Below are 26,027 nucleotides of genomic sequence, written 5' to 3' on the forward strand. Positions count from 1 at the left end.
AACTCGCGACCCTCGCCTTGGCAAGGCGATGCTCTACCGCTGAGCTACTTCCGCAGAAATGGTGCCTCAGGGCAGAATCGAACTGCCGACACGAGGATTTTCAGTCCTCTGCTCTACCGACTGAGCTACCGAGGCAAAATGGCGACCCTGAACGGATTTGAACCGTCGATCTCCGCCGTGACAGGGCGGCATGTTAGACCGCTACACCACAGGGCCATTTACAAACTGCATATACTATTATATTCGATTAATTCCAAGATGTCAATACCTTTTTTTCTTTTATCAACATCGCACTTGCATCAGCAGCAACTGCAAGATCTATTATATCGCTTTTAAAGTTATTGTCAAGTAGTTTTGTAAATAATTATTGTAAAACTTTTGATATAGTGGCAATAACCTGGACAGGATCAAATGGTTTTACAATAAAGTCAGCAGCACCAGCCTCAATCGCCGCAGTAATAATCGATTGTTGACCGATGGCTGTAACCATAACAATGCGCGCCGACGAATTGTTAGAATGAATATTTCTAACCGCCTCAATACCATCCATTTTTGGCATAGTAATATCCATCGTAACCAAATCGGGACTATATTCATTGTACAGCTGTACAGCTTGCTCACCATCACCAGCTTCGCCAACTACTTCATGGCCATTTTCTTCCAGTACTCTCCGCAACATCATTCGCATAAAAGCCGAATCATCACAAATCAGTATTTTCGCCAAACTAAGTCCTCCCTGCACCAACATTGCATTGCCTTATGTGAGCTCCAGCCGCAGTTCAGTTAAAATTCTCTCTAAGTGCTCTTTTAAGCACTGTTCTAATTCACTCAATTGCTTTGTATCAAAAGTACTAATTACCCGCGGGGTTCGACGAACACGCAGTTCACCAAAAAATTCATCACGATAAATATTATAATAGATCAGAAGATTAGATTCTACTGAAAAATCACTATAATCAATGATGATATAAGAACCATTAAGCGATTTTACTGGTTGAAGTGGTGTTATATACAAATCAAACCCAGCTAACTGCTGTGGTAATTGAGCACCAAAAGACCAATCCGTTATCTTCTTTTCACGAAAAATACTGCACAAAGTAGTTTCATCAAAAGCAGCCAATCGCTGAATTGTTTCTTTCATTCGCAGATTCAACAATTGCTCTAACCCTGCCAAATCACCAATAATAAAGCTAATATCACACATTTCCGTTAAGCCGACTACCACGCGGACTAAGAACTCCTTAGTCGCTTCATCATATAAAACAGAAAAACTACGGTACTTCGCAGCGCTATGATAAGTAAATATCCGGTATTGGCTGTCACATTGCATCAATTCTGTCGTTAACATAAATCCCGCAAATTCGGGTTCTAAATTCTGCAGAAATGACCACTCTTTTAATTGTGTTACTATTTTTTCCATCATTATCACCTAACTTAGTAAGTATTCTGTATAGATTCGTAAAAACCTCTCACCTTGAGTGACCATTTTTCTCAGAACTGAATACTATGCATTAATCTTTAACGAGCAAAGGAGGATGTCTTATGAGAAGACGTTTTTGGCCTGCTCTGACGGCCGTATTAGTAATGGTAACGCTATTACTCACCGCCTGCGGGCAAACCACAACAACTCAGCAAAGTTCAAAAGCGCAACAGGCGGGGCCAATCTGGGCACCTGGATTAACTCCGCTTCCACAGGATACAGTGGTCAAGGTTGGTATGAAACAAGTCATCTCGGATGCAGGCATTCTAATCGGAATGGCTAAGGGCTATTACAAGGATTTAGGCATTACCATCGAGCCTGTACAATTCAATTCAGGCCAGGAAATGATTAACCAGCTGGCAGCCGGTCAACTTGATGTAGGTGCAACCGTTACAGCTGCCGGTCTTTTAAATGCAATGTCCCGTGACATTCCTGTAAAAATCGTAGCTGATAAAGGCATTAATGTAGCAGGCAAAGGGTACTACCGCCTCGTTATCCGCAAAGATCTCGCTGGGATAGTCAATGATTACAAAGATTTAAAAGGCAAAAAAATTGCAATTGTAGGCACTGCCTCTCTCGATGAAATTGCGTTAGTACGCATACTGGAAAAAGCCGGCCTCACAACTAATGATATTGACCTGCAAGTGATTCGCGCTTTCCCCGACATGTTGGTTTCTATGTCCAATAAAAGCATTGATGCTGCAATGGTAATAGAGCCCTTTATCACGCAAGGCATTGCCAAGGAATTTATCGATCCCTGGAAAGACCCTAGCGACTATGACCCCGATGCGCAAACAGCCTTACTTGTCTATGGCACAAGCATGACAAATCGCCCCGAAATGGCTAATCGTTTCATGACCGCATATGTAAAATCGATGCGGGATTATAATGACGCCTTTTTTAAAAACAGTAAAAAACAAGAGATCATTGACATACTTTGCAAGTACTCAGTCATCAAAGACCCTGGCCTATATGAGAAAATGTTTCCTACCGGACTCAACCCGGATGGCTATGTGCGTATGAAAGGGATTGCTCTGGATATTGACTGGTATAAAAAGAATAATCTCATTAAAGCCGACTTAAAGTTGGAAGATGCTGTAGACAATAAGTATGTTGACTTTGCTATAAAAACGCTTGGTAAGTACCAATAATATGGCAAAGTTAACGAATACTACTATGCTCGTTCGCACCTTATCCATCCTGTCACCCTTAACACTTCTCCTTCTTTGGGAATTTCTCGCCCGCTTTCAGATCATTGACATCCGGTTATTCTCCAGTCCAAGCCTCATCATTCAAACTTTTTTCCCTTTACTTTTTTCCGGAGAATTATTATACAATACCGCCATCAGCGTACAGCGCGTTATATTAGGTTTTTTAGCGGGAGCCATTCCAGGCATCCTGATCGGGATGAGCATGGGGTTATCACCACTCGTCCGCTCCGCCATTGAGCCAATGATTGCAGCTACATACCCTATCCCCAAACTTGCCATCATGCCGCTCATTCTCTTGGTTTTCGGATTAGGAGAAACTTCAAAAGTCTTTACTATAGCAATTGGCGTCTTTTACTTAGTCGTTATTAATACAATGGCCGGTGTTCTGAACATCGACAAAATATATTTGGATGTGGCCAAAAACTTCGGGGCCAGCCGCAAAGATTTTTATCTCACCGTTGCCTTTCCCGGAGCACTTCCCATGATTTTCGCTGGGCTTAAACTGGGCATGGGCATGGCTCTGATTCTCATAGTAGCAGCTGAATTATCTGCAGCTAAAGCGGGTGTCGGCTGGATGATCTGGAGATCCTACGATATGTTCGACATAGAGCAAATGTTTGTTGCATTAATGACACTTTCGGCCCTTGGATATATTTTTTCCATCGTGCTGGATATACTGGAGCGCTGGGTCTTACCCTGGAAGCAGCAGTGCCGCTAGGAGGTGTTGATGATGAGCAATAGTGATGTAAAAATCACACTCCAAAATATCAGTAAAAACTTTAAAACGCAAGCTGATCCGGTATGGGCCTTAGAAAATATTAATTTATCAATCCAAGATGGCGAATTTTTCTCTATAGTAGGTCCGAGCGGCTGTGGCAAAACTACCCTGCTCCGAATTCTCGCCGGCCTTGAAGAAGCTTCATCTGGCGAATTTGAACTAAAGGCAAATGACAATACCCGCCCCGTCAATTCAATGGTTTTTCAGGAACAATCCATCTTCCCTTGGATGACGGTTAAAGACAATGTTGCCTACGGCCTAAGAATGAGAGGCATGCCTAAAAAAAAGCGAAATGAAATTGCCGATAAGTTTATCAGAATGATTGGCTTGTCTAAATTCGCCAATTCTTATCCCTGTCAGTTGTCAGGCGGCATGAAGCAGCGGGTCAGCGTTGCCCGCGCCTTTGCAAACGATCCGGAAATCCTACTAATGGATGAACCCTTTGGCGCGCTAGACGAGCAAAATCGGATTATCCTTCAGCAGGAGCTGTTAAAGATCTGGGAATTAACCTATAAGACAACTGTTTTCATCACACATAGCATTGATGAAGCGCTCTGCCTCAGTGACCGGATTATGATTATGACCGCTCATCCGGGAACAATTAAAACAATCGTCAATATTGACTTGCCTCGCCCGCGCGATATAGCAACCCTCAGAACTACACTTCGCTACAACGAGTTATTTCAGCAGGTATGGTTCAGCTTGCGCGATGAAGTACTAAAGGTGAAAGAACAGGAATTTAGCTAAATAGCATGCACAAAGCCCACGGAATAACTTCCGTGGGCTTTGTAGTCTGGCAGGGGCAGAAGGACTTGAACCCTCAACCAACGGTTTTGGAGACCGCTACTCTACCAATTGAGCTATACCCCTATGGAGCGGAAAACGAGATTCGAACTCGCGACCCTCGCCTTGGCAAGGCGATGCTCTACCGCTGAGCTACTTCCGCAATTGGCGACCCTGAACGGATTTGAACCGTCGATCTCCGCCGTGACAGGGCGGCATGTTAGACCGCTACACCACAGGGCCGCAATAATCCCGGCAAAGTTACAATACCTTACCGGGATTTAATAATATCATGAGTTTAGAAAAAAATCAACTGGCTTTTTCCTAGTTAACAATAAATAATTATAATTTTCTCAGCATTTCTCAGCCATGAACTGTTTCTCATAATCCTGCATTGCCAAAATAGTCGGCATCGTATTGTTCCGAATATCTCTGGCAATACTGATCACTTCACGTGCCGTATCCATAGATGTCAAGCAGGGAATTCCGTATTCCACCGTCGCACGCCGTAATTTAAAGCCTTCTCTTTCCGGATGCTTACCCCTGGTGATTGTGTTAATTACCATATTGATATTTCCCGACCGGATTGCAGCCTGCAGGTTAGTGGAGCCTGCCGTTTTTGTATCAATCGTTTGTACAATAAGACCGAGTGATTGCAAATACTCTGCGGTACCGTTTGTAGCTGCCAAATCATATCCCAATGCCTGATAACCAGCTGCAATTTTACCGGCTTCCAGCTTATCTCTATCAGCGATTGCAAATAGTACCGTTCCTTTATGCGGAATACTCATACCTGCAGCAATTAAGGCTAAATACAGCGCCTGTTCATACTGCGGCGCAATCCCCATTACCTCACCCGTTGATTTCATTTCAGGGCCTAAGCCAATATCCACTTGTTGCATTTTTGCAAAGGAAAATACCGGCGCTTTTACTGCCCAATATCCAGCTGGAGCCAATAGTCCGGACTGAAAGCCCATTTCTTCCAGAGTTGCTCCCAACGCAATCCGCGTGGCAATGTCAACCATAGGGACATGCGTTACTTTGCTTAAAAACGGCACACTGCGGCTAGAGCGAGGATTTACTTCCAGTACGTACACAGTTTCCTCCACAATCACATACTGGATATTAATCAGTCCCTTTACATGCAGTCCGAGGGCCAACCGTTCCGTATAGTCCACAATCTTCTCAATTACAGCGGTTGAAAGATTGCGCGGAGGATACACTGCAATGCTGTCACCCGAGTGGACTCCCGCCCTTTCGATGTGTTCCATAATGCCCGGTATAAATACCCGGTGTCCATCAGCAATTGCGTCGACCTCAACCTCCGTTCCCTGCATATAATGATCAATTAAAATAGGATGCTCTGGCGAGGCCTTAACAGCTTTCGTCATATAATCTTCCAGCTCACGTGCGTTATATACAATTTCCATGGCTCTGCCGCCTAATACATAAGAAGGTCTAACCACCACGGGAAAACCGATTTGCTCAGCATTGCTAAGAGCATCCTGAAAATTAGTTACGCTCGCACCAACAGGCCGCCGTATATCCAGCTTTTCCAGCAAATCGTCAAACTTTTCCCGGTTTTCAGCACGATCAATATCAGCTACTGAAGTCCCTAGAATGGCAACACCTGCTTCGGCCAGCGGACCGGCCAGGTTAATTGCAGTCTGACCGCCGAACTGTACGATTACACCTTCAGGCCGTTCTTTCTCTATAATATTCAGCACATCTTCTGGTGTAAGCGGTTCAAAATACAACCGATCAGAAACATCAAAATCAGTACTAACTGTTTCCGGATTATTATTAACAATAATCGTTTCCAGTCCCATTTTTCTTAGCGACCATACCGAATGGACCGAGCAATAGTCAAACTCTACGCCCTGGCCAATTCGAATCGGACCCGATCCCAGTACCATAACCTTTTGCCGGTCTGTGACATTCACTTCATCTTCCTGCGCATACGTAGAGTAAAAATAAGGAGTAACAGCTTCAAATTCAGCGGCACAGGTATCGACCATTTTATAATTCGGCCTGATTTGCCATTGCTGACGATCCCTGCGGATTTCTTGCTGGGTATTACGACTGAGCTCAGCAATTGTTTTGTCAGCGAATCCCATTTTTTTCGCTGCAGCCAGCAGCTCTTTAGTAAGAATTTCACGGCACAACCGCTGCTCCATAGCAATAATATTGTGTATTTTCTCTAAGAAGAACCGGTCAACTCCAGTCCTTTCATGAATTTCCTCAATACTTATTCCCCACCGCATACCTTCAGCTATCACAAACAACCGTTCATCATTGGCAATACGTAATTTATGGCGAATCTCCTGTGGCGATAATTCAGTTGTCGTAGCTAACTGCAAGCTGTGCACACCAATTTCCAGAGAACGTACCGCTTTTAATAGTGCACTTTCGAAAGAACGGTCAATTGCCATTACTTCGCCGGTTGCTTTCATCTGTGTTCCCAATATGCGATCAGCATGGGCAAATTTATCAAAAGGCCATCGGGGGAATTTAACAACAAGATAATCCAATGCCGGTTCAAAGCAAGCCATTGTCTTCTGTGTAACGGCATTTTTAATTTCATCCAAATGATAGCCAATCGCAATTTTAGTCGCTACTTTTGCAATAGGATAACCGGTAGCTTTGGAAGCTAGTGCACTGGAGCGACTGACCCGTGGATTGACCTCAATAACATAATAGCGGCGGCTATAGGGATCAAGTGCATACTGTACATTACAGCCACCCTCAATTCCAAGGGACCGGATAATGGTTAAAGAAGCCGTCCTGAGCATTTGATATTCGTGATCGGTAAGCGTTTGCGAAGGAGCCACAACAATACTATCACCGGTATGAATCCCTACAGGATCAAAGTTCTCCATATTACACACGGTAATGCAATTATTGGCCCGGTCACGCATAACTTCGTATTCGATTTCTTTCCAGCCCGCTACACTGCGCTCCAACAACACTTGATGAATCAAACTGTGTTTTAAGCCCTTGGCAACAATCTCTTCGAGTTCAACATCATCTGTAACAATACCGCCGCCAGTCCCCCCCAAAGTATAGGCCGGTCTGACAATCAGCGGGTAACCAATTCTATGCGCAAATTCAAGCGCCTCATCAAAATGTTCAATAATTGCACTTTCTGGTACCGGCTGACCAATTTGCTCCATCGTAGCCTTAAACAGCTCCCGGTCCTCAGCCTTCTTAATTGCTTCCAGCGGAGTTCCCAAAAGCTCTACCTGATATTTAGCCAATATCCCCAGTTCCGCCACCTTAACCGCAAGATTAAGCCCTACCTGGCCTCCTAGTGTTGGGAGTAAGCCGTCAGGCCTTTCTTTTGCAATTATTTCTTCTACAACTTCCGGCGTAAGCGGTTGAATATACACACGATCTGCAATATTAGCATCAGTCATAATCGTTGCCGGATTGCTGTTAACAAGAATGACTTCCAGCCCTTCTTCCTTCAGAGCCTGGCAAGCCTGAGTACCGGCATAATCAAATTCAGCGGCCTGACCAATGATAATCGGCCCCGACCCTATAACCATTACTTTATGTAAATGTTGTTTTCTCGGCATGTCAGTCCTCCTTCGCCATCAGCGAAATGAATTCAGTAAATAAATACGCACTATCATCTGGTCCCGGTGCTGCTTCCGGATGATATTGGACAGAAAATACGGGCAAACTGTTATGCTTGAATCCTTCTATTGTACCGTCATTAACGGCCCGGTGAGTAACAGTAACATCCAAATTACTGATCGAAGCCTCATCGACAGCATAGCCATGATTTTGAGAGGTAATATACACACGTCCTGATTCCAAATCTTTCACCGGATGATTCGAGCCACGATGGCCAAATTTGAGTTTATAGGTTTGCGCTCCCATCGCCAACGCTAACAGCTGATGACCAAGACAAATTCCAAAAATAGGCTTTTGTGTAATTAATTTTGTTATTGTTTCAATTGCATATTGGGCATCCTGAGGATCGCCAGGGCCATTTGATAAGAAAATTCCATCCGGCTCATAAGACAGTATCGCAGCTGCATCTGTTTGTGCCGGAACCACAATACATTCACAACCTGTTTTATGCAAAGAATCCAGGATATTCTGCTTAATACCGAAATCCATAACGACAACCTTGTATCCCGTATTCGGCATTTTGTATACACGTTCTGTAGTAACTTCTTTAACCTGCTGATTATCCAATGGGACTTCCATTACCTGTTTCAGCGCCAGCTCATCAATATCCTCAGGAACAATCCAGCCACGCATCGTACCGGCCGAACGAATTCGTTTGGCAATAGCACGGGTATCTACATCATAAAGGCAGGAGATTTTATTCTTTTTCAAGTAGTTAACTAACGAATCTTCTGACTGCCAGTTACTTGGTTTATCACACAGTTCGCTCACAATATAACCTTTTACAAAAGGCTTTCGCGATTGATCAAAGCTTGCGTTAACACCATAATTGCCAATTAACGGATATGTCATTGTAACAATCTGCCCGCAATAAGACGGATCAGTAAGTATCTCTTGATAACCAGTCATCCCTGTATTAAAAACGACTTCACCAGTGGTAAACTCACCGGCAATCATTTGTCCGTAAAAGCAGCTTCCATCTTCCAGGACCAATTTCCCCTTCATAGCAACTCCACCTTTGAATAATTATTAATAAAATACATTAGAAGAAATAATAAACTCCTTGCCAAATAGCAAGGAATCTTTTTATAAACCACCATTCGTCAATAAAGAGTTCTGCATATCTGGTGAAATTATTTAATTTTTATGCATGTTTTATTTATATATATACTATCAAATTAAGTCTGCCTTTGTCAAGCAAAAAGCTAGTACCTTCTCAGCTTTAAAACGATAGGATAGTGGTGAGGCTATTTTTCGCAAACCGAGGCGGAGGAAGGAGGCATACCGGATGTATGTTGACTGACGACAACGAAGGGTTGCGGAAAATTGGCCGCCAGCATTCACCGGATTAGAGCTGACAAGGTACTGGACGTTACTCTCATTTGCAAAATAAAAAAAGCTTACAAACACTTTGTTTGTAAGCTTTACTTTCATTTTTGGTGCGGTTGGTGAGATTTGAACTCACACGGATCTCTCCGCCACCCCCTCAAGATGGTGCGTCTGCCGTTCCGCCACAACCGCATGGTGAGGGGTATAAAGGATATGGTGCGGTCGAGTGGATTTGAACCACCACGAGATTGCTCCCACTAGTTCCTGAGACTAGCGCGTCTGCCGTTCCGCCACGACCGCATTACACATTATCGCCATCAGCGACATTGTTATATTACCATAACACTTTTATTGCGTCAAGACCTTTTTACATAAAATGATTAGTTATCTATTTTATAAATCCCCATTGCCAAGCATTCCAGAAGTTTCCTGCCGGCGTAGGATTCGGTCGATAATTGGCGATATTGTTTTTCACAACATCAATTGTCGCCCGGTAATAAAGCGGGATAACGGGAACTTCCTGGACGATTACTTCTTGCATACGGTAATAAATCTGCTTGCGTTGTTCCATATCCACCGTCATTCTACCCTGTTCCGTCAATTTATCCATCTCAGGATTACGCCAGCCGCTGTAATTTTGTCCGTCAAAGCCATTTGCCCGCCCGGGAATATATTTCGAATGCCATAACCGGCTATTTTCAGGGTCAATGCCTGCCACCCAGGCATACATAGCTGCTTCAAAACGGCGATTTTTAAGCACATCGGCAAAGAAACCGGGAACATCTACATATTGCACCTGCAGCAATATCCCGATATCCTTCAATTGCTGTGCAAGCTGCTGTGCCACTGCTTCACGCATTTTATTGCCATTTGTTGTAACAAGTGTAAACGTTAATTTGCGTCCGTCTTTTGCGCAAATGCCATCAATACCAGGCAGCCATCCGGCTTGTGATAAGAGTTCTTTGGCGGCATTTACATCACGGCCGATCGATTTTACATTCCCGTTATACGCCCAGGAAAACGGCGGTTGATCGGTTAAAGCCACACTTGCTACATTGCGAAGTGATGCAGCTACCAGCGCCTGCCTGTCAATGCCCAGCTGAATGGCCTGTCGCACCCGAACGTCTTGAAACAGAGTATTATCCAAGTTAAAATCCAAATGCTCCCAAACCATACTGGGAGTAATCATGGTTTTCACATTGGCAATCGCCTTAAATTGCTCCAACTGAGCAGGAACGATATTTGTAACAAGATCAATATCGCCGGATTTTAATTGAGTAAGCAAAATATTCGTATCCGGAATGATCTTATAAAGAATCGTATCAAGAGCAGGTCGACCTTGAAAATAAGCACCATTTGCTTCAAAGGTTATACTCTCAGCAATTCTCCACTCTTTGAATTTAAAAGGCCCCGTCCCTATAGGCATACGATTAAAAGAATCCTTATTAAGGTCCGGGGTTCCTTCTAATTTATGCTTGGGAAGAATAGTCGAAAATAGCGTCAAATAAGGTGCATAGTATTCCTTGAAACGCACAATAACAGTTTGACTGTCCGGTATCTCTATTGCTGTAATAAAGTTATATCCCTCCTGAGATACAACCTTATTCTGGCCATTCATAATTACATTCCAGGTAAATCTTACATCCTCTGCCGAAAACGGTATCCCATCATGCCAGGTAACCCCTGACCGCAGCTTATAAGTAACCGTCAGGCCGTCAGCACTAACGCCCCCATTCTGAAGTGTAGGCACTTCTGCAGCAAGATCAGGCATCCATTGTCCTTTGTCATCGCTGGTAATTAAACCACTGAATACAAGTCTGCCAACCTCCGCTGTTGCCATCAAGTCAGATAATAAAGGATTGAGTGTATTGGGCTCCTGTAAGGTTCCATAAGTCAACTGGCCTCCCCGCTGCAATTGTTTAGCCGGCTGAGTTTGCGAAGGATCACTCTTTTTACTACACCCGGTAACAATAGCAGCAGTAAGCACTAAACAAATCAATAAAAGAACCGCTTTCTTCTGCAAAAAATCAACCCCTTTACTTAGCGGCCATATAACTCTTCATAGCGCTGCTTATTGTGCAGCACCTTACCTACGTACTCACGCGTCTCCCGAAACGGAATTTGCTGAATTTCGTCAAATTGCATCGTCCAGCCATATTTATTCATCCATTGTTTTACGTTGCCCCTGCCTCCATTATAGGCAGCCAGCATCAGCACTTCATTACTGGAAAACTCTTTTCTAAGAGAAGTCAAGTACCAAGTTCCTAATTGAATATTAGTTTCTGGATCTGTTAAATCGCCGACTTGCTCATATTCATTCTCTATTTGGCTGACAATCCATTGGCCTGTTTCAGGCATAATTTGCATGAGACCGGTAGCTCCCTTAGGAGATTTTGCTTTAGGGTTAAATTTGCTTTCTGCAAGAATAACTCCTGCAACAAGATAGGGGCTAATATTATTTTCTAATGCATATTGATACACCAAATCCTGATAGGGCAAAGGATATACAAATTTTTTCTGAAACCAGTCAGTCCAATAAACTGCGTAACTGCCAACCGCCAAAAGTATCATAACAACGAGCCAAACTTTCAGCCAGGCTTTTCTGCGCAATATGATCACTCCATCTATGTACTGTACTCTTTTACAGCCTATGTATAATCTCAAAAAATATGATGTTCTTTCATTGATTCGCTGCAAGGCACTGCCAGGCGGCAAATACCTGCTTTTGGGTCGCCTCCAAATTACCGCTGTTATCAATAACAACGGTAGCAAAGAGAAGCTTTTCACGCAAACTCATTTGAGAATGAATACGGGCCAAGGCCTGACTTCGATCTAAGCGATCCCGTCTCATTAGCCGCTCAATCTGCGTTTCTTCATCAACATACACAACCCAAACCGCTTGCACCATGTGCTGCCAGCCAACTTCAATCAGCAGTGGTGCATCAAGAACCGCTGTTTTTATCCCCTGTTGAGCTGCAGCTTGCAAAGCTTGCCTAGCAGTATTTTGAATATGGGGGTGAGTGATTTTATCTAAAACCCGCCGTTTATGATCATCGGTAAAAATAATTTCACCAAGCAGCTTTCGGTTAATATGACCATCCGGGAAAAGACAGCTTGTTCCGAAGGCGGCAACAATCTCCTGCCATGCAGGCTGTCCGGGTTCAACAATCTTGCGTGCTATTATATCTGTATCAATAATAGCTGCTCCCAATTGTTCAAGCATAGCACTAACTGTGCTTTTTCCACTGGAAATACCTCCAGTTAACCCAATTGTATACACATTAACCTCCGTTAACGCTGACAATTCGGGCAATAATGCGTACCTCTGCCAGCTACTTCTTTGCGTTCAATAGGTGTCCCACACCGCTTGCATGGTTGTCCTTTGCGACCATAAACAGCTAAATAATTCTGATGACTGCCACTTTTACCGGTACCATCACGGTAATCCCGAAAAGTAGTGCCGCCATGATTAATACCGTCTTCAATGACCTGATTAATCGCTTCATATAACCGGCCAGCCTCTTGATCATTTAAGGAGCAGGCTAGACGGTCCGGATCAATCCTCGCGATAGCCATCGCTTCATCAACATATATATTGCCTAAACCGCCAATCAGCTTTTGGTTAAGCAGCAGCGCCTTAATTCTCCCTTTTCTGGCATGAACTAATCCTCTGAAATAAGCCAGGCTGAACTCGGCAGTAAGAGGTTCCGGTCCCATACCCGCTAATCCGGCAATGCGCCATAATTCACTTGCAGGCATTGCATACAACGTCCCTAATGTTCGTGTATCTGCATAAAGCAGCTTACAGCCCTCGCCCAAATCAAAAATGATGTGTGTAAACCGATCGGTCTTTTCTTCATTATCAACAAAATATAACCGGCCGGTCATACGCAGATGAATAACCAGCATCATGCTGTCATCTAACTGCAGAATCAAATATTTGCCTTTTCTTTCAAGCTTTTGAATGGTTTTACCTGTCACCAAAGCTTGAAATTCATAAGCTGATGGCCATTTAATCAGGCGGGGCAACAAGATCTCTACACCATGAATTCGACGCCCTTCCAATTTGTCAACTAACGAACGCCTAATAATCTCTACTTCCGGCAATTCAGGCATAGCTTCCTCCCTTATTTTGCTTTGGCCCAGTTAGGTCCAGTCTTAATATCAGCGATCAAAGGCACATTAAGCGAAACAGCCTTCTCCATTGCTTGTTTAATCATATTTCCCACCACTTCCACTTCTTCCGCCTTTACTTCAAGGACCAATTCATCATGAACCTGAAGCAAAAGCCTGCTGGATAGCTGTTTCTCCTGAAGAGCCTGGGAAACATCAATCATGGCTTTCTTTATCACGTCTGCAGCAGTTCCTTGAATAGGCGTATTCATGGCTGTCCGTTCGGCAAAAGAGCGTAGGTTAAAATTTCTGCTGTTAATATCGGGTAAAAACCGCCGCCTGCCAAACAGTGTTGTCACGTAACCGGTAGTCCGGGCACTGGCGATTACCTCATCCATAAAAGTCTTTACGCCTTTATAGCGGTCAAAATAATTATCAATATACTGCCCTGCTTCTTTACGGGTAACACCAATATCACGTGACAGACCATAATCACTAATACCATAGACAATTCCAAAATTCACAGCCTTCGCCCGGGAACGCATTTCTCCGGTTACTTCAGCAAGCGGTATACCAAAGACTTCTGAAGCGGTACGAGTATGAATATCCTGGCCAGTGACAAATGCGTCCTGCAAACCAGGATCACCAGAGATATGAGCCAAAATGCGCAATTCAATTTGCGAATAGTCGGCTGACATAATACAATCATAGCCTTCACCGGGAACGAATAGCTCACGGATGCGTCTGCCAATATCCGTGCGAATCGGTATATTCTGCAGATTAGGGTCAGAGCTGCTAAGTCGGCCCGTTGCGGTAACCGTCTGATTAAAGGTTGTGTAAATACGGTCTGTCTTATTATTGATAAGTACATCCATACCATCAAGATACGTAGATTTGAGTTTTGTAAGCACACGGTATTCCAGCAGCTTATCGATAATTTCATGCTGCCCTGCCAAACCTTCCAATACTTCCGCATCTGTCGAATACCCTGTTTTTGTCTTTTTAGCAGCCGGCAGCTTGAGCTTTTCAAAGAGAATACTACCTAATTGCTTCGTTGAATTTACATTAAATTCTTCTTCCGCCAAACGGTAAATCTCGGTGAGCAGCAAGCCAATTCTTTCGCTAATTTCAATCGCCATATTTCGCAGAGCTTGACGGTCAACGCGAATACCTGTTGACTCCATTGCAGCAAGCACCTTAATTAAGGGCAGCTCAATTTCTCTATACAGGATATCCAGACCGGCCCCTTGCAAGCGTTCTGTCATTGGTTGATATAGCTCATTAATTGCCTGTGCAGCCCAATAGATATATTCCGGGGAATGTCCGTGCTTCTTCTCTGTCCAGTCTACCTGTTGCTCACCATACCTAGCAGCTAACGAAGGCAATGTATATTCACTTGCAGTAGGTTCCATTAAGTACCCCGCAAGCAATGTGTCAAATTCAATACTCTTGGCTGCGATTCCCAACGAATTGCAGGCATTTAAAATTTTTTTGGCATCATGAGTTATCTTGCGTACGGACTCATCAGCCAGCAGTCCCAGCACTTCGTCCCAATGCTCGGCGGTACCATCAATATAGTAGCCTTCGTCACCAAAAGAGATTGCCATCCCCTTTATTTCAGTAGCCGGAATATGGCCCGCAAGCAAAGGGTAAACCGCAATAACATCCGCTGTCCGGGCTTTGCAGAGGATATCCATCACTTCATACCCTTTTACTATAATGTCAATAGTTGGCAGTTGCAGCTCTGTCCGTTTGTCAATTTGTTCAACAGGATTGTCCGAAAATAGCAGCATAATTCTTGCCGCAAGGCTCTTAAACTCCAGGCGGATAAACAGTTCATAAAGCTTGTCCACTTGTGGCTGCATAATAAAACTATCCGGCAAGTCGTCCATTGGCACATCGCACTGAATAGTCGCTAATTTTTTAGAAATAATAGCGGCTTCCACATTATTACGAAGATTTTCCTGCAGCTTTTTTCCGGAAACTTTATCAAGATTGGCTAACAAGGTTTCTACGCAGCCAAACTCACTGATCAGCTTAGTGGCAGTCTTCTCGCCAATACCAGGCACACCAGGTATATTATCCGAAGTGTCACCCATTAATCCCTTTAAATCAATGATTTGTCTAGGTGTTACACCATATTTTGCTTCTACGGCACCGGCATCCATTAAATCCATTTCGGAAATGCCTTTTTTAGTTAACAGTACTTTTGTTTGATCTGTAATTAACTGCAACGCATCCCGGTCTCCGGTTACAATGACAACTTCGCAGCCCCGCTTTTCTGCCTGGACTGCAAGAGTACCAATGATATCATCGCCCTCAAACCCGGCTTTTTCAAGCATAGCAATTCCTAAACAGGAAAGCACGTCCTTCACCAAAGAGAACTGCTCCGATAATTCTTTAGGAGTGGGCTTACGCTGCGCTTTATATTCCTTGTACTGCTCATTACGAAAAGTAATTCTACCCTTATCAAAAGCTACGGCAATACTATCCGGCTTTACATCTTCAATCAGTTTGAGCAGCATGGTCGTAAAACCATACACGGCATTCGTGTATTGCCCACTGGCAGTACTGAGAAGAGGTAATGCATAAAAGGCCCGATGGACCAGGCTACTGCCGTCAACAATGACAAATTTATCAGACATATGCTCACCATCCTATTTATCTGTCAAAAATATTCGTATTTTGGCGCTGCGTACTCTGCAGCTTGTCAAGCTTAACGAATGTGTCAACCTATACCAAACTGTATATATTGGCAGGTTGTTGTAAAAATCCTCTTTAATCAGGCAGATATCAACAGCCATATGTAAAAAAATAGAAAGGAATATAAACTCCCTTTCTATTGCGGTGTAAAAGGATAGGTAAGTTCTATAGTATACGTTTGCTGATTCAAAAATACATAAGCCCGTAAGTATTCATAGATCTGTGTAATTGGCAAATAAGGCTGATTACCAATCATTATGACGGGAATTTGCCTGCCTTGAATGAAAAGAGCTTTACCGGCATTATCCCACACACCCCTGTAACCTAGTGACTCGATAACAGATAAAACAGGAACTGCTAATACTTCACCCGTCATTTTAGCCTCACCTGTAATCGATTTGTTATTAACCATCAGACTGTATATATTATATTCTATCACTTTTTCATCCGCTTTTACTAGTACTTGACCGCCAAAAAGGATTTGCAGATTTTGGGTAGTGACATAGATAATATTGCCTTTTACCTCAGCTGGCACTTCCACAGCACCTGCTTTAACAGTCCCCGTCTGCTCATTCCATATTACATTCATTTTAGCAATTTTTGCAATCGCCCACACTGGTATATAGTTGGTATCTCCCTGAATAATAGCATGTTCCGCCAGCATTTTATCATTCACTTTTAACCTAGAAAACTGGGCAATGATTACTTGCTGATCAGCCTCTTCCCTAATTAGCTCTTTGATGTAAGCATCCGTAACTAACCCCTGCAAATTATGAGCAGCTAATTTTTGTTTCACTTCTTCTACTGAAATACCGCCGTGATCATATACATCCGGATAAATACCGATCGACACCGCTTGTTCGTCAACGCGCACCTTTATTCGTTCATAGGTAACATAGACGGGGGTCCCGCAAGGAATAATCTCAAATAATTCCTCTACATCTTCCTCCTGCATGCGTACACAGCCATTGGATACGACCTCGCCAATCGCCCACGGTGCGTTCGTACCATGTATGCCATACAGAGGAAAAAACTCCATCCACCGGTACCCCAAAGGATTATCAGGACCGGACTGAACAATCTTGCCGCCCTTAGGAGGATACCAGGCAGGATCGATCTCTTTGCTGGTGATAAAGAAAGTCCCCTGGGGCGTTGGCGTAGAGAACTTGCCGATAGCAACTGGATATGTCTTAACAAGTGTATTTCCCGAATAAAGTTCCAATGTTCTGCTTGGCAAGTTAATGACAACAGCCGGAGAGAGCAAATCGGGGTTGCGACTGGCATAACCAGGAAAAGCGGACAAAACAAGTACACAAAAGGCAATTATTACTAAGCGCACATAAAACACAAACATCCCTTCTTTGACTAGTTTAGCAACACTAAACTAATATGAAGGGATGCTTAGTACTATGACTGTGTTTTATTGCAGATTAAGAATCTGCTGATGAACTACTGTAAGCCGGCGAATGCGGTCATCATTGATCGGCAGATATACATGAACCTTAGTCCCTTTTACTTCATCTGCACTGATATTAATAAATCCTCCGTGTTCAGAAACAATTCGATGAGCAATCGGTAAACCAAGTCCCATACGATCCAGCTTTGTTGTATAAAAAGGTTCAAAGGCCCGGGGGAGTATTTCTTGGCCAATCCCAACCCCCGTATCAGCAATGGCCACTACCAGCATATTCAACTCTGCATGCAGCCAGGTTCTCACCGTTAAGGTTCCTTCATCAACCATAGCTTCCATTGCATTTTGCATAATGTTCACCAATGCTTGCTTCAGATTATTACCATCTGCCATAATTGTCGGCAAATTGGCAACAAGCTGCTTATCAATAGCTACTTTTTCACCGCCTAATTCTTTAAAGGTTAACAGCAGCGCCTCTTCCACAACACGGTTTAAGTTCACAAAGGGTTCTTTGCTGATTTGCGGCTTTGCAAATAATACGAGTTCTTTGACAACATTATTAATATAGGAAACTTCATCAAGTAATGTTTCCACCACATCACGGCGTACCGTGTACTGGTTATCTTCCAACCGGTTAAGCATCACCTGCAAATATCCGCTGATCGTAGTCAACGGCGTTCTTACATGATGAGCTACACCTGCCGCCAGTTCTCCTAACGACATAAGCATTTGCGTTGTCTGTATTTGCTTTATTGCAGCCCGAATAGCAGACAGATCCTGTATGATTACAATAATACCGCTAATGCTGCCACTTGCATCCCGCAGCTTAAGAGTATCAACATGTACATAAATATATTGTTCCTTAACACGGACTTTTAATGTTGTTGTATAAATATCATCATATTCAGAGATAGTAAAAATACGCAAAAACTTCTCACCCAGGTGCCGAAAAGCTACTTCTGCAGGCTTGCCAATTGCTTTGTTACGCTCTATTCCACATATTTTTTCTGCTTCCCGGTTAAGATTTTTTAATTTCATTGTACTATCAACAAATACGATACCGTTTTTTGCAGTTTCGAAATACTCTCTATCCTCTTCTTCACGGCTCAAATAAATCACTTTGTTATTTACAGCCTCAGCAGAGTACATAGTCTTTCATCCCCTTTTTTCCAATCCCTCTGAAGTAAGGTGATAGATAACATTCTTGTAAATAATTGTATTTCCTGCAAAAATAGACCAATTAAAAATCGTAAAAAACTGACACAATACTGCTTAAACAGCAGGATAAATGTCGAATTTTTCCGTTCTCTATTACTTTTTATTAGAAGATATGAGCAATACTAGGAAACCTCGCATTCTTTGATTGAATAAGCAATAAGGTAATTCGACAAAATAAATTATCTTTTCCATATATTTACATTAAAAAAATATTATCAATCACATAATGATTGCCTTCTTTGTCTTCTTTTCCTTTTTTTACCATTTTATTGCATTTAATTAATAAATAAGACCGCTATGCAGCGGCCTGTTTGGTAGTGTTTTTATTCGCCAAGATATTTTTGATAGAAGTAATCCGGGTCGATCTCATCCGGTACGATCGCATGAAACCGCAGCCATTCGTTACCCTGCTCTTCTTTTGTTAATAAATAGGCCTTCGCAGGAAAGTCCCTGCAATCAACGCTCAATAATTCATCTTCTCCAACCGTTTCTTCTATTGCCTCTTCTGCATCAGCTTCGCTGTAAAAATACTGTTTAATCTGAAGCAATGTTCCTTCATCATCATAAACAACATCAAAATACACAGCACCACAATCAACAGTGAACTCGTAATGATTACCAGCGAATGGTATGCGTCCAATGTAAACGCGCTCCACCGGCACTCTGCTCATTCTCATTAATATCCCTCCTGTCGGATTACGTATACTCTACCATTATACCCGCGTACGTAGCTCTTATACGAATATCAAAATCTTGCGAGAAGAATATTATACTGGTTTCCTGCAGGATAAATATGCTTTTGATTTTCGTTCATTACAAGCCGTACGAAAGGGAAGACTAATCACAGGAGGTGATATTATGGCTAAAGATCGCTCTGGCGCAAAAGAAGATAAAACAAAAAGTTCTGACGTGGCTGTAAAAGATCAAAAAGATCAGAAAAAAAATATGCCTTGCAAGAATTCCGTACCTACCTGATCACAAAAAAGCTCTCTGTAAAGGAGAGCTTTTTTATTTTTATTTATTCATTATTAGCAGGTAAGACCATTGTCTATCTGGAATAAATTTGAATTACAGAATCAACTCAGTAAAAAAGGAGTGATACGACATGGTTGAGAAAAAGTGGGGTAGTCTTTTTCTAGCATTTGCCTGCCTCGCGTTCATTACTTGGTTCACCCCTGAAATGGCTGGCCTTAAGCCGGCTGCAAAAGCGTCACTGTCCATTGCTGTTTTCGCAATTATTATCTGGGTTACACAAGCAGTAGATGATGCCTTAAGCGGACTTATCATTGTTTTCTTACTCGCCTCAATGAAAGCTACCGACATCACTGGAGCTTTTAGCGGTTATTCCAACACAGCTTTATGGTTAATTGTCATTGGTTTCATCATGGCCGGCTGCATGGAAAAATCAGGCCTTTCTAAACGCATTGCTTTATTTCTGGTAAATTCAGCAGGCGGTTCGGCTGTCAGGGTTTACTGGGCTGTTGCTCTGGTTATGGCAGTAATGAGCTTTTTAGTGCCCTCTATCACAGCCCGTACACTGCTTATGCTGCCTATTATTTTAGGCATTGGCCAGGCCTTTGATGCCCGCCAGGGTCAGAGTAATATCATGAAAGCGCTCTTATTTATCGTAGCTATGAGTGGCACTATGATGAGTATCGGTATTCTTACCGCACACGTAGGCAACCCCATTACCGCAGGCCTTATTCAGGCTGCCACGCAAAAAACAATATCCTGGTCAGACTGGCTGCGCATCGGAGCTCCCCCCGCTTTTGTACTGGCCTTTATATCCGTTTATGTCATACGGTTAATGTGGCCGCCCGAAATTAACAATCTTGGCAAAGGTCAGGAGTTTGTTCAACAGGAACTTGCCGCTCTCGGCAAACTGAGCAAGCAGGAACTGTACACGTTATTCGTCTTTTCAATAACACTCGTTCTCTGGGCCACTGATTCATTACATAAAGTCAATGTTGTTATCATTGGAATGCTGGCTGTAATCCTGCTTTTATGGCCAGGTACAGGCATTATGACTTGGAAGGAAGCGCAGCAAAAAGTTCCCTGGAACGTGTTTATTCTTTATGGAGCAGGCTTATCGATGGGAACCGCTCTTGTAAGTTCAGGAGCTGCAAAATGGCTGGCAGGAACACTTTTATCTCCAATTGCCTTCATGGGGCATGCAGCCCAAATGATAATATTAATTTGGCTTGCTACTGGCTTACAGGTATTTTTCACTGGCGGCGGGCCAAAAACAACTGCCTTAACACCGATCGTCATCGCCCACGCAGTTACGATTGGTGCAGACCCCCTGGTTTTCGCACTCATATTAGGTATGAATATGCAGCATCAATATCTGCTGCCTGTGAGTAACATGCCAAATGCCGTAGCAATGGGCACTAACCATATTACTCCCGGTGAGTTAATGAAGACTGGTGCCGTTATGAGCTTGTTGGCAGCAGTTTTCATGAGCATAACAGTATTAACCTATTGGAAGTGGCTAGGTCTGGTACAATAACCTTATACTGGAGGAATATCTATGCAAACCTATCATGCTGTCACACCTTTAATCATTGAACAGTTACAATCCCTGGTAAGTGAAAAAAATGTATTTATTGATAAAGAAAGACTGGAAGTTTACTCACATGATGAAGTAACCGATCAACGCTATCATCACTTGCCGGAAGTAGTCGTTCTTCCTGAAACAACAGAGCAAATTGCAGAAATTATAAAATTAGCGAATGAGGAACTAATACCGGTTGTTCCCCGGGGTGCAGGAACGGGCTTAGCTTGCGGAGCTGTTCCTATTTATGGCGGTATTGTGATCAGTCTGGAAAACATGAACAATATCCTTGAAATCAATGTCGATAATCTCTATATGGTCGTCGAACCGGGCGTTCGTACTGATGATGTGCAAAAAGCAGCAAGAGAACACGGACTGTTCTATGCAGGAGATCCTTGCAGCGGCGACAGCTGCTTTATCGGCGGAAATGTAGCTACTAATGCCGGCGGCAATAAAGCTGTCAAATATGGTACAACCCGCCATCAGGTATACAGTATTGAAGTCGTAACTCCGCTGGGGAAAATCGTTGAACTTGGCGGACGTCTTAACAAAAACACTACCGGTTATTGTCTTGAGCAGCTTATCATGGGATCAGAAGGTACTTTGGGCATTATTACTAAGATCACCTTAAAACTGATGCCTCTTCCCCAACATGTAATTGACCTGCTGGCCATCTTCCCCGATATTGAATCCGCCATCGGTATCGTCGGCAAAGTGATTAAAGCCGGAGTAACACCAAGTTGTATCGAGTTTATGGATAATGAAACAATCAAAATGGTTGAGCGGTTCTTAAATGAGAAATTGCCGAGCAGCGATACCGGTCATTACGTCATTATTCAGGCTGAAGCAGATAACGAAGATGCCCTTGATGACAAAGCCATTTTACTTGATGAATTATGCAATGCCAATGGAGCACTTCACATCCTGGTAGCCGATCCGCAAAAAATATGGCGGGCTCGAAAAGCCTTTTCCGAAGCAGTTCGCCATGAGAGCCTGGTGATGGGCAAAGAAGATATTGTCGTTCCGATTGATAAAATTCCTGAAATGATGCAGGAAATTGCCGTTTTGAGCCAAAAATATCAGCTCATAACCCGCACAGCAAGCCATGCAGGCGACGGCAATATTCATCTCAACATCCTCAAAGGAACTATGCCTGATGCCCAATGGGATGAGCTGCTTTCCGCACTGCAAACTGAATTGTATGCAATCGTTTACCGCCTTGGCGGTAAGCTTTCCGGCGAACATGGTATCGGTTATAAACGCAAACAGCTAATGCAGGAATATACGCAGCCCGCCGAGCTGGAAATGATGCGCGCAATAAAGCTTGCTCTTGATCCTAACCAAATTCTTAATCCTGGTAAAATCTTTGATATATAAGGACATAGAAATAGTCGAGGCCTCCCCAATTAGGGAGGCCTCGACTATTTTGACGCTCAAAACTAAATTAGCAGCACTCAGAGCCGTCGTCGTTAAAGCAGAAAAACAGTAAGAGTATGATAATGATGATGATAATCCCGCATCCACCATTATTATTACCGAAGCCACCAAAACCCATTTGATATTCCTCCTCTGCTGGATATGTAATAGTTATATCCTGCTATAGCGTATGCCGCCACTGAGGCATTGGTTACACCTAATGATTAAATTAGTTTTGACTTGCAAAAAAATTTAAAACTTCAGCTATTTATCACCTTTTAAATAGGTTTCAGCTTTCACTGTTAACATATTATATGCAAGAAAACAGTTACATACTGTGAAGCAAGACTGAATTCTATTTCTATTTATAAATATTTATTAAGATTTTACACTCTTTTCTTCCCTACATGATACACTAAAAAAAAACACAAATTGAAAGGATCATACTATGAAAGAAATCATTCAATGTTCAATTTGTAATCATCCTCATTGCGCAGATATCTTTACTTTGCAGATGACTTTTGCTAACAATACAGGTGCAACGATTGATAGCATTCGCCAAAAAATTTTCTGCTATATTTGCGAATCCTGCCTCCAAAAAGGAAACTATCGTTCAAATAGCCGCTACAAAAATTCTGACCACATTTTATTAGATGCTCAAACCAAGGTGACAAGGCATTAATTGGCACCATCAATTTGCGTAAATGGGAAAAATAGCGCTAAAATATATTATGTAATGAATAAGGACGCACCGCCCTGCCAATTAAGGTAGAGCGGTGTTTTTCAGTTTTTCTCTACCTACTTATGTAAGAGATATAGATTAAAGTAATTTCAAAATAAGCGACTATCCCCCGGCCCCTATACGATCAGAGATCCATCCGCAACTCTAAATATATTTATTCTTCCAGCTGAAAAAGGAATTGTAGTTCCGGCATCATTTGTAGCATTAATAAGTTGACGTGGTTCAGCGCTACTATTTATAAAAGAGAAAGCCCACCCTGCAGGTACTAACCCAACAAATGAGTTTTTATATTGTCCGCCTGTTTGATTTGCGCCGACAGAAGCTGCAAAATTCACCGGAGTTGTCCGTTGAATTGTAAATACTGCCGTGCCTGTTGAAGTTGCCAAATTAAAAATACCTTCAGCATAGTATATGCCTGGATACACAAATGTAAAAACGCCTGTTGCAGCATCTATTTCCAAACCAGAATAATTGGCAATAGCAAATTGTGAAATTGTAAGATTACCAACACTAGCTCCCGGTTCTACTGTCTGTGGATTAACGGCTATTGTAGCCCATGCTTGTTGTATAAAATCAGGCCCGGTGGCTCCAGTAGCTCCTGTTCCACCCGTTGCTCCTGTTTCACCTGTGGCTCCCGTTGCTCCTGTGGCTCCTGTGGCTCCTGTTCCACCCGTGGCACCTGTTACTCCTGTGGCTCCCGTTGCTCCTGTTTCACCTGTGGCTCCCGTGGCTCCTGTGGCTCCCGTTGCTCCTGTTTCACCTGTGGCTCCCGTGGCTCCTGTTGCACCCGTGGTACCTGTGGCTCCCGTTACACCTATGGCTCCTGTAACTCCAGTAGCGCCTGTTGCACTTGTGACTCCCGTTGCTCCTGTGGCTCCCGTTGCTCCTGTTGCACCCGTGACTCCTGTTTCTCCTGTTTCGCCCGTGGCCCCTGTTACTCCGGCATCTCCTGTAGCTCCTGTGTTTCCTGTGACTCCGGTCTCCTCCTCAAGTACCTCTGTTAATAAAAGCGCAGCCTTAATTTCTGCAAGTTGTGAATACCATGCAATACTCGGAATTTGGCTAACTAAATGTAATGTTATCGGAGCAGCATCAACCTGAATAACCGCAAATCCCACTACTTCACCCAGTTTAACAGGTGACTCTCCTCGAAAATTATCACCTTGTGACGTCATAACGGAAAAAGCAATGCCATATGTACCTGGTGCCGACTGGGAACCAACAAACCAATTCACTAAGAATTTCCCCGTTTGGTTAATTGTTATGACTCCTGTAACGGCATCATAACCAATAGCCCCACTGCTCCTAACTAAAGTATCGAATAAAACATTAGCGTTTGGAGCTATCGCTCCCTCTAAACGACGTTCAAGATATATCGATAACGCTGGCATTCATTTCTCTCCCCGTTTTTTAAAGCAACACAGGGACTAAGTAAATAGCCCGGTCGCAAAACATATGTTTCAGTATATGTAATCCATCAATTTGGGTGTTAGCAAAAAAATGAAAATACCACCCTACCAATTAAGGTAAGGTGGCGCTTTAAAAATCCGAAAAGTAAAAAAATAGAGCAGCCCTACTCAGGCTGCTCTAAACGCGCCAGTATATCAGATTTTAAGAACAGTTTATCCCTATCCCATTTCTCAATTGGATTCAGTTTTTTCCCCGCTTGATCAGATCATTAATATTTTGTCTGATGCAGTTTAGTAGCTCAATTACTTCGGGGGGTAGCAACGTTGTTAACAATAAGTTGCTTCATTTTTTATCATTAAACTACATTTCACCGTTTACCCATCCTTCTAATTGCACAGAATGCCAAGGCAGTTAACTTCTTATTACTTTAAATGCTAGTTCACCTTAATGTGTTAGTTATGCAAGCGCCCTATCCGCAAATCTAAATACATTTATTCTTCCAGCCGAAAAAGGACTTGTAGTTCCAGCATCATTTATACCATTGACAAGCTCATAAGAATGAGAGCTTCTGTTTACAATACTAAAAGTAAACCCGTCAGGAACTAATACAACGCATGAGTTTTTATATTGTCCGCCTGTTTGGTTTCCGCCGAGAACACCATTAAAACTCGGATTTGCCCCCTGTATCGTAAAAAGTGCTGTGCCTGTAAAAGGTGCTAAATTTAAAGTAAACTCAAAATAATATACCCCACCATCCAAGATTGTAAAAACCCCCGTTAATGGATTGATTTCTATGCTTCCACTTGTATACCCCGAAACAGTTGTTTGATTAATTATAAGACTAGCAACATTAGCTCCCGGTTCTACCGTCTGCGGGTTAACAGCTATAGTAGCCCATGCTTGCTGTATAACATCAGGCCCTGTTGCACCTGTTACTCCTGTGGCTCCTGTAGCTCCCGTGGCTCCTGTAGCTCCCGTGGCTCCTGTGGCTCCCGTTGCTCCCGTTGCTCCCGTTGCACCTGTGGCTCCCGTTGCACCTGTTCCACCCGTGACTCCCGTTGCTCCTGTTCCACCCGTGACTCCTGTTTCACCTGTGACTCCCGTTGCTCCTGTTTCACCTGTGACTCCCGTTGCTCCTGTTTCACCTGTGGCTCCCGTTGCACCTGTTCCACCCGTGGCTCCCGTTGCACCTGTTCCACCCGTGACTCCCGTTGCTCCTGTTCCACCCGTGACTCCTGTT

General features: G+C 43.2%; 20 protein-coding genes and 7 tRNA genes. 6 read left to right on the forward strand and 21 right to left on the reverse strand.

Annotation, left to right across the window (positions count from 1 at the left end; genetic code table 11):
- Positions 1–59 precede the first annotated feature (59 nt).
- The 4 genes from RTR76_RS19820 to RTR76_RS19835 form a co-directional block, all read right to left on the reverse strand.
- Positions 60–135 (reverse strand) — tRNA-Phe (locus tag RTR76_RS19820).
- A 4-nt stretch (positions 136–139) separates the two neighbouring features.
- Positions 140–216 (reverse strand) — tRNA-Asp (locus RTR76_RS19825).
- A gap of 148 nt (positions 217–364) precedes the next feature.
- Positions 365–724 (reverse strand): response regulator, encoded by a 360-nt coding sequence (locus tag RTR76_RS19830; protein ID WP_396145573.1) that lies wholly within the window; start codon positions 722–724, stop codon positions 365–367.
- 33 nt (positions 725–757) lie between these two features.
- Positions 758–1,423, reverse strand: a complete 666-nt coding sequence (locus RTR76_RS19835) for a hypothetical protein (RefSeq protein WP_312524246.1) — start codon at positions 1,421–1,423, stop codon at positions 758–760.
- 119 nt (positions 1,424–1,542) lie between these two features.
- On the opposite strand from RTR76_RS19835, the gene RTR76_RS19840 reads away from it, so the two are divergent.
- The 3 genes from RTR76_RS19840 to RTR76_RS19850 are packed head-to-tail and all read left to right on the forward strand — an operon-like array spanning position 1,543 to position 4,216.
- A complete protein-coding gene (locus tag RTR76_RS19840) occupies positions 1,543–2,631 on the forward strand; it encodes an ABC transporter substrate-binding protein (RefSeq protein WP_312524248.1) in 1,089 nt (362 codons plus the stop codon).
- 1 nt (position 2,632) lies between these two features.
- Positions 2,633–3,409, forward strand: a complete 777-nt coding sequence (locus tag RTR76_RS19845; protein WP_312524250.1) for an ABC transporter permease — start codon at positions 2,633–2,635, stop codon at positions 3,407–3,409.
- Between the two features lie 9 nt (positions 3,410–3,418).
- Complete coding sequence (locus RTR76_RS19850) at positions 3,419–4,216, forward strand: ABC transporter ATP-binding protein (protein ID WP_312524252.1); 798 nt, start codon at positions 3,419–3,421, stop codon at positions 4,214–4,216.
- 47 nt (positions 4,217–4,263) lie between these two features.
- Here the strand turns inward: RTR76_RS19850 and RTR76_RS19855 are convergent.
- The 15 genes from RTR76_RS19855 to RTR76_RS19925 form a co-directional block, all read right to left on the reverse strand.
- Positions 4,264–4,339: transfer RNA gene (locus RTR76_RS19855), tRNA-Trp, on the reverse strand.
- Position 4,340: 1 nt separating this feature from the next.
- Positions 4,341–4,415: transfer RNA gene (locus RTR76_RS19860), tRNA-Gly, on the reverse strand.
- Positions 4,416–4,418: 3 nt separating this feature from the next.
- Positions 4,419–4,495 (reverse strand) — tRNA-Asp (locus RTR76_RS19865).
- 110 nt (positions 4,496–4,605) lie between these two features.
- Positions 4,606–7,830 carry a carbamoyl-phosphate synthase large subunit gene (gene carB / locus RTR76_RS19870; RefSeq protein ID WP_312524255.1) on the reverse strand — a complete coding sequence of 1,075 codons (3,225 nt, stop codon included), beginning with the start codon at positions 7,828–7,830 and terminating at the stop codon, positions 4,606–4,608.
- 1 nt (position 7,831) lies between these two features.
- On the reverse strand, positions 7,832–8,896 hold the full coding sequence (gene carA / locus RTR76_RS19875) for a glutamine-hydrolyzing carbamoyl-phosphate synthase small subunit (RefSeq protein ID WP_312524258.1): 1,065 nt from the start codon (positions 8,894–8,896) through the stop codon (positions 7,832–7,834).
- 432 nt (positions 8,897–9,328) lie between these two features.
- Positions 9,329–9,412, reverse strand: a tRNA-Leu gene (locus RTR76_RS19880).
- A gap of 22 nt (positions 9,413–9,434) precedes the next feature.
- A tRNA-Leu gene (locus RTR76_RS19885) sits at positions 9,435–9,520 on the reverse strand.
- Positions 9,521–9,608: 88 nt separating this feature from the next.
- Entirely contained in the window at positions 9,609–11,243 is a 1,635-nt protein-coding gene (locus RTR76_RS19890) for a peptide ABC transporter substrate-binding protein (protein ID WP_312524260.1), read from the reverse strand.
- A 17-nt stretch (positions 11,244–11,260) separates the two neighbouring features.
- Positions 11,261–11,839, reverse strand: a complete 579-nt coding sequence (locus RTR76_RS19895) for a lytic transglycosylase domain-containing protein (RefSeq protein ID WP_396145578.1) — start codon at positions 11,837–11,839, stop codon at positions 11,261–11,263.
- A 61-nt stretch (positions 11,840–11,900) separates the two neighbouring features.
- Positions 11,901–12,500, reverse strand: a complete 600-nt coding sequence (gene coaE / locus RTR76_RS19900; protein ID WP_312524262.1) for a dephospho-CoA kinase — start codon at positions 12,498–12,500, stop codon at positions 11,901–11,903.
- 11 nt (positions 12,501–12,511) lie between these two features.
- Entirely contained in the window at positions 12,512–13,336 is an 825-nt protein-coding gene (gene mutM / locus RTR76_RS19905; RefSeq protein ID WP_312524264.1) for a bifunctional DNA-formamidopyrimidine glycosylase/DNA-(apurinic or apyrimidinic site) lyase, read from the reverse strand.
- A gap of 11 nt (positions 13,337–13,347) precedes the next feature.
- Complete coding sequence (polA, locus tag RTR76_RS19910) at positions 13,348–15,978, reverse strand: DNA polymerase I (protein ID WP_312524266.1); 2,631 nt, start codon at positions 15,976–15,978, stop codon at positions 13,348–13,350.
- Positions 15,979–16,172: 194 nt separating this feature from the next.
- A complete protein-coding gene (locus tag RTR76_RS19915) occupies positions 16,173–17,384 on the reverse strand; it encodes a L,D-transpeptidase family protein (RefSeq protein ID WP_312524268.1) in 1,212 nt (403 codons plus the stop codon).
- Between the two features lie 72 nt (positions 17,385–17,456).
- The gene (locus RTR76_RS19920) at positions 17,457–18,596 is read right to left on the reverse strand and encodes an ATP-binding protein (RefSeq protein WP_312524269.1); all 1,140 of its coding nucleotides are present in this window, start codon (positions 18,594–18,596) and stop codon (positions 17,457–17,459) included.
- Between the two features lie 392 nt (positions 18,597–18,988).
- Positions 18,989–19,342, reverse strand: coding sequence for a hypothetical protein (locus tag RTR76_RS19925; protein WP_312524270.1), 354 nt, complete (start codon positions 19,340–19,342; stop codon positions 18,989–18,991).
- Between the two features lie 428 nt (positions 19,343–19,770).
- Here RTR76_RS19925 and RTR76_RS19930 point away from each other — a divergent pair, with 428 nt between their 5' ends.
- From RTR76_RS19930 to RTR76_RS19940, 3 genes are all read left to right on the forward strand, one after another.
- Positions 19,771–21,174 (forward strand): DASS family sodium-coupled anion symporter, encoded by a 1,404-nt coding sequence (locus RTR76_RS19930; protein WP_312524271.1) that lies wholly within the window; start codon positions 19,771–19,773, stop codon positions 21,172–21,174.
- Positions 21,175–21,195: 21 nt separating this feature from the next.
- On the forward strand, positions 21,196–22,596 hold the full coding sequence (locus RTR76_RS19935; RefSeq protein ID WP_312524273.1) for an FAD-binding oxidoreductase: 1,401 nt from the start codon (positions 21,196–21,198) through the stop codon (positions 22,594–22,596).
- Positions 22,597–23,083: 487 nt separating this feature from the next.
- A complete protein-coding gene (locus RTR76_RS19940; protein ID WP_312524275.1) occupies positions 23,084–23,317 on the forward strand; it encodes a hypothetical protein in 234 nt (77 codons plus the stop codon).
- A 176-nt stretch (positions 23,318–23,493) separates the two neighbouring features.
- Here the strand turns inward: RTR76_RS19940 and RTR76_RS19945 are convergent, their stop codons facing one another.
- Complete coding sequence (locus tag RTR76_RS19945; protein ID WP_312524277.1) at positions 23,494–24,768, reverse strand: hypothetical protein; 1,275 nt, start codon at positions 24,766–24,768, stop codon at positions 23,494–23,496.
- Between the two features lie 475 nt (positions 24,769–25,243).
- On the reverse strand, positions 25,244–26,027 hold a 784-nt coding region (locus RTR76_RS19950; RefSeq protein ID WP_312524279.1), incomplete at its 5' end, for a hypothetical protein.

Source organism: Anaerospora sp. (genome assembly GCF_032013335.1).
Classification (GTDB): domain Bacteria; phylum Bacillota; class Negativicutes; order Sporomusales; family DSM-15969; genus Anaerospora.

Excerpts from the sequence above, each read along its gene's own strand:
- polA (WP_312524266.1), bottom strand. The coding sequence starts at position 15,978 with ATGTCTGATAAATTTGTCATTGTTGACGGCAGTAGCCTGGTCCATCGG.
- RTR76_RS19945 (WP_312524277.1), bottom strand. The coding sequence starts at position 24,768 with ATGCCAGCGTTATCGATATATCTTGAACGTCGTTTAGAGGGAGCGATA.
- RTR76_RS19845 (WP_312524250.1), top strand. The coding sequence starts at position 2,633 with ATGGCAAAGTTAACGAATACTACTATGCTCGTTCGCACCTTATCCATC.
- carB (WP_312524255.1), bottom strand. The coding sequence starts at position 7,830 with ATGCCGAGAAAACAACATTTACATAAAGTAATGGTTATAGGGTCGGGG.
- RTR76_RS19930 (WP_312524271.1), top strand. The coding sequence starts at position 19,771 with ATGGTTGAGAAAAAGTGGGGTAGTCTTTTTCTAGCATTTGCCTGCCTC.
- RTR76_RS19935 (WP_312524273.1), top strand. The coding sequence starts at position 21,196 with ATGCAAACCTATCATGCTGTCACACCTTTAATCATTGAACAGTTACAA.
- carA (WP_312524258.1), bottom strand. The coding sequence starts at position 8,896 with ATGAAGGGGAAATTGGTCCTGGAAGATGGAAGCTGCTTTTACGGACAA.
- RTR76_RS19850 (WP_312524252.1), top strand. The coding sequence starts at position 3,419 with ATGATGAGCAATAGTGATGTAAAAATCACACTCCAAAATATCAGTAAA.
- RTR76_RS19940 (WP_312524275.1), top strand. The coding sequence starts at position 23,084 with ATGAAAGAAATCATTCAATGTTCAATTTGTAATCATCCTCATTGCGCA.
- RTR76_RS19920 (WP_312524269.1), bottom strand. The coding sequence starts at position 18,596 with ATGTACTCTGCTGAGGCTGTAAATAACAAAGTGATTTATTTGAGCCGT.
- RTR76_RS19925 (WP_312524270.1), bottom strand. The coding sequence starts at position 19,342 with ATGAGAATGAGCAGAGTGCCGGTGGAGCGCGTTTACATTGGACGCATA.
- RTR76_RS19835 (WP_312524246.1), bottom strand. The coding sequence starts at position 1,423 with ATGATGGAAAAAATAGTAACACAATTAAAAGAGTGGTCATTTCTGCAG.
- RTR76_RS19840 (WP_312524248.1), top strand. The coding sequence starts at position 1,543 with ATGAGAAGACGTTTTTGGCCTGCTCTGACGGCCGTATTAGTAATGGTA.
- mutM (WP_312524264.1), bottom strand. The coding sequence starts at position 13,336 with ATGCCTGAATTGCCGGAAGTAGAGATTATTAGGCGTTCGTTAGTTGAC.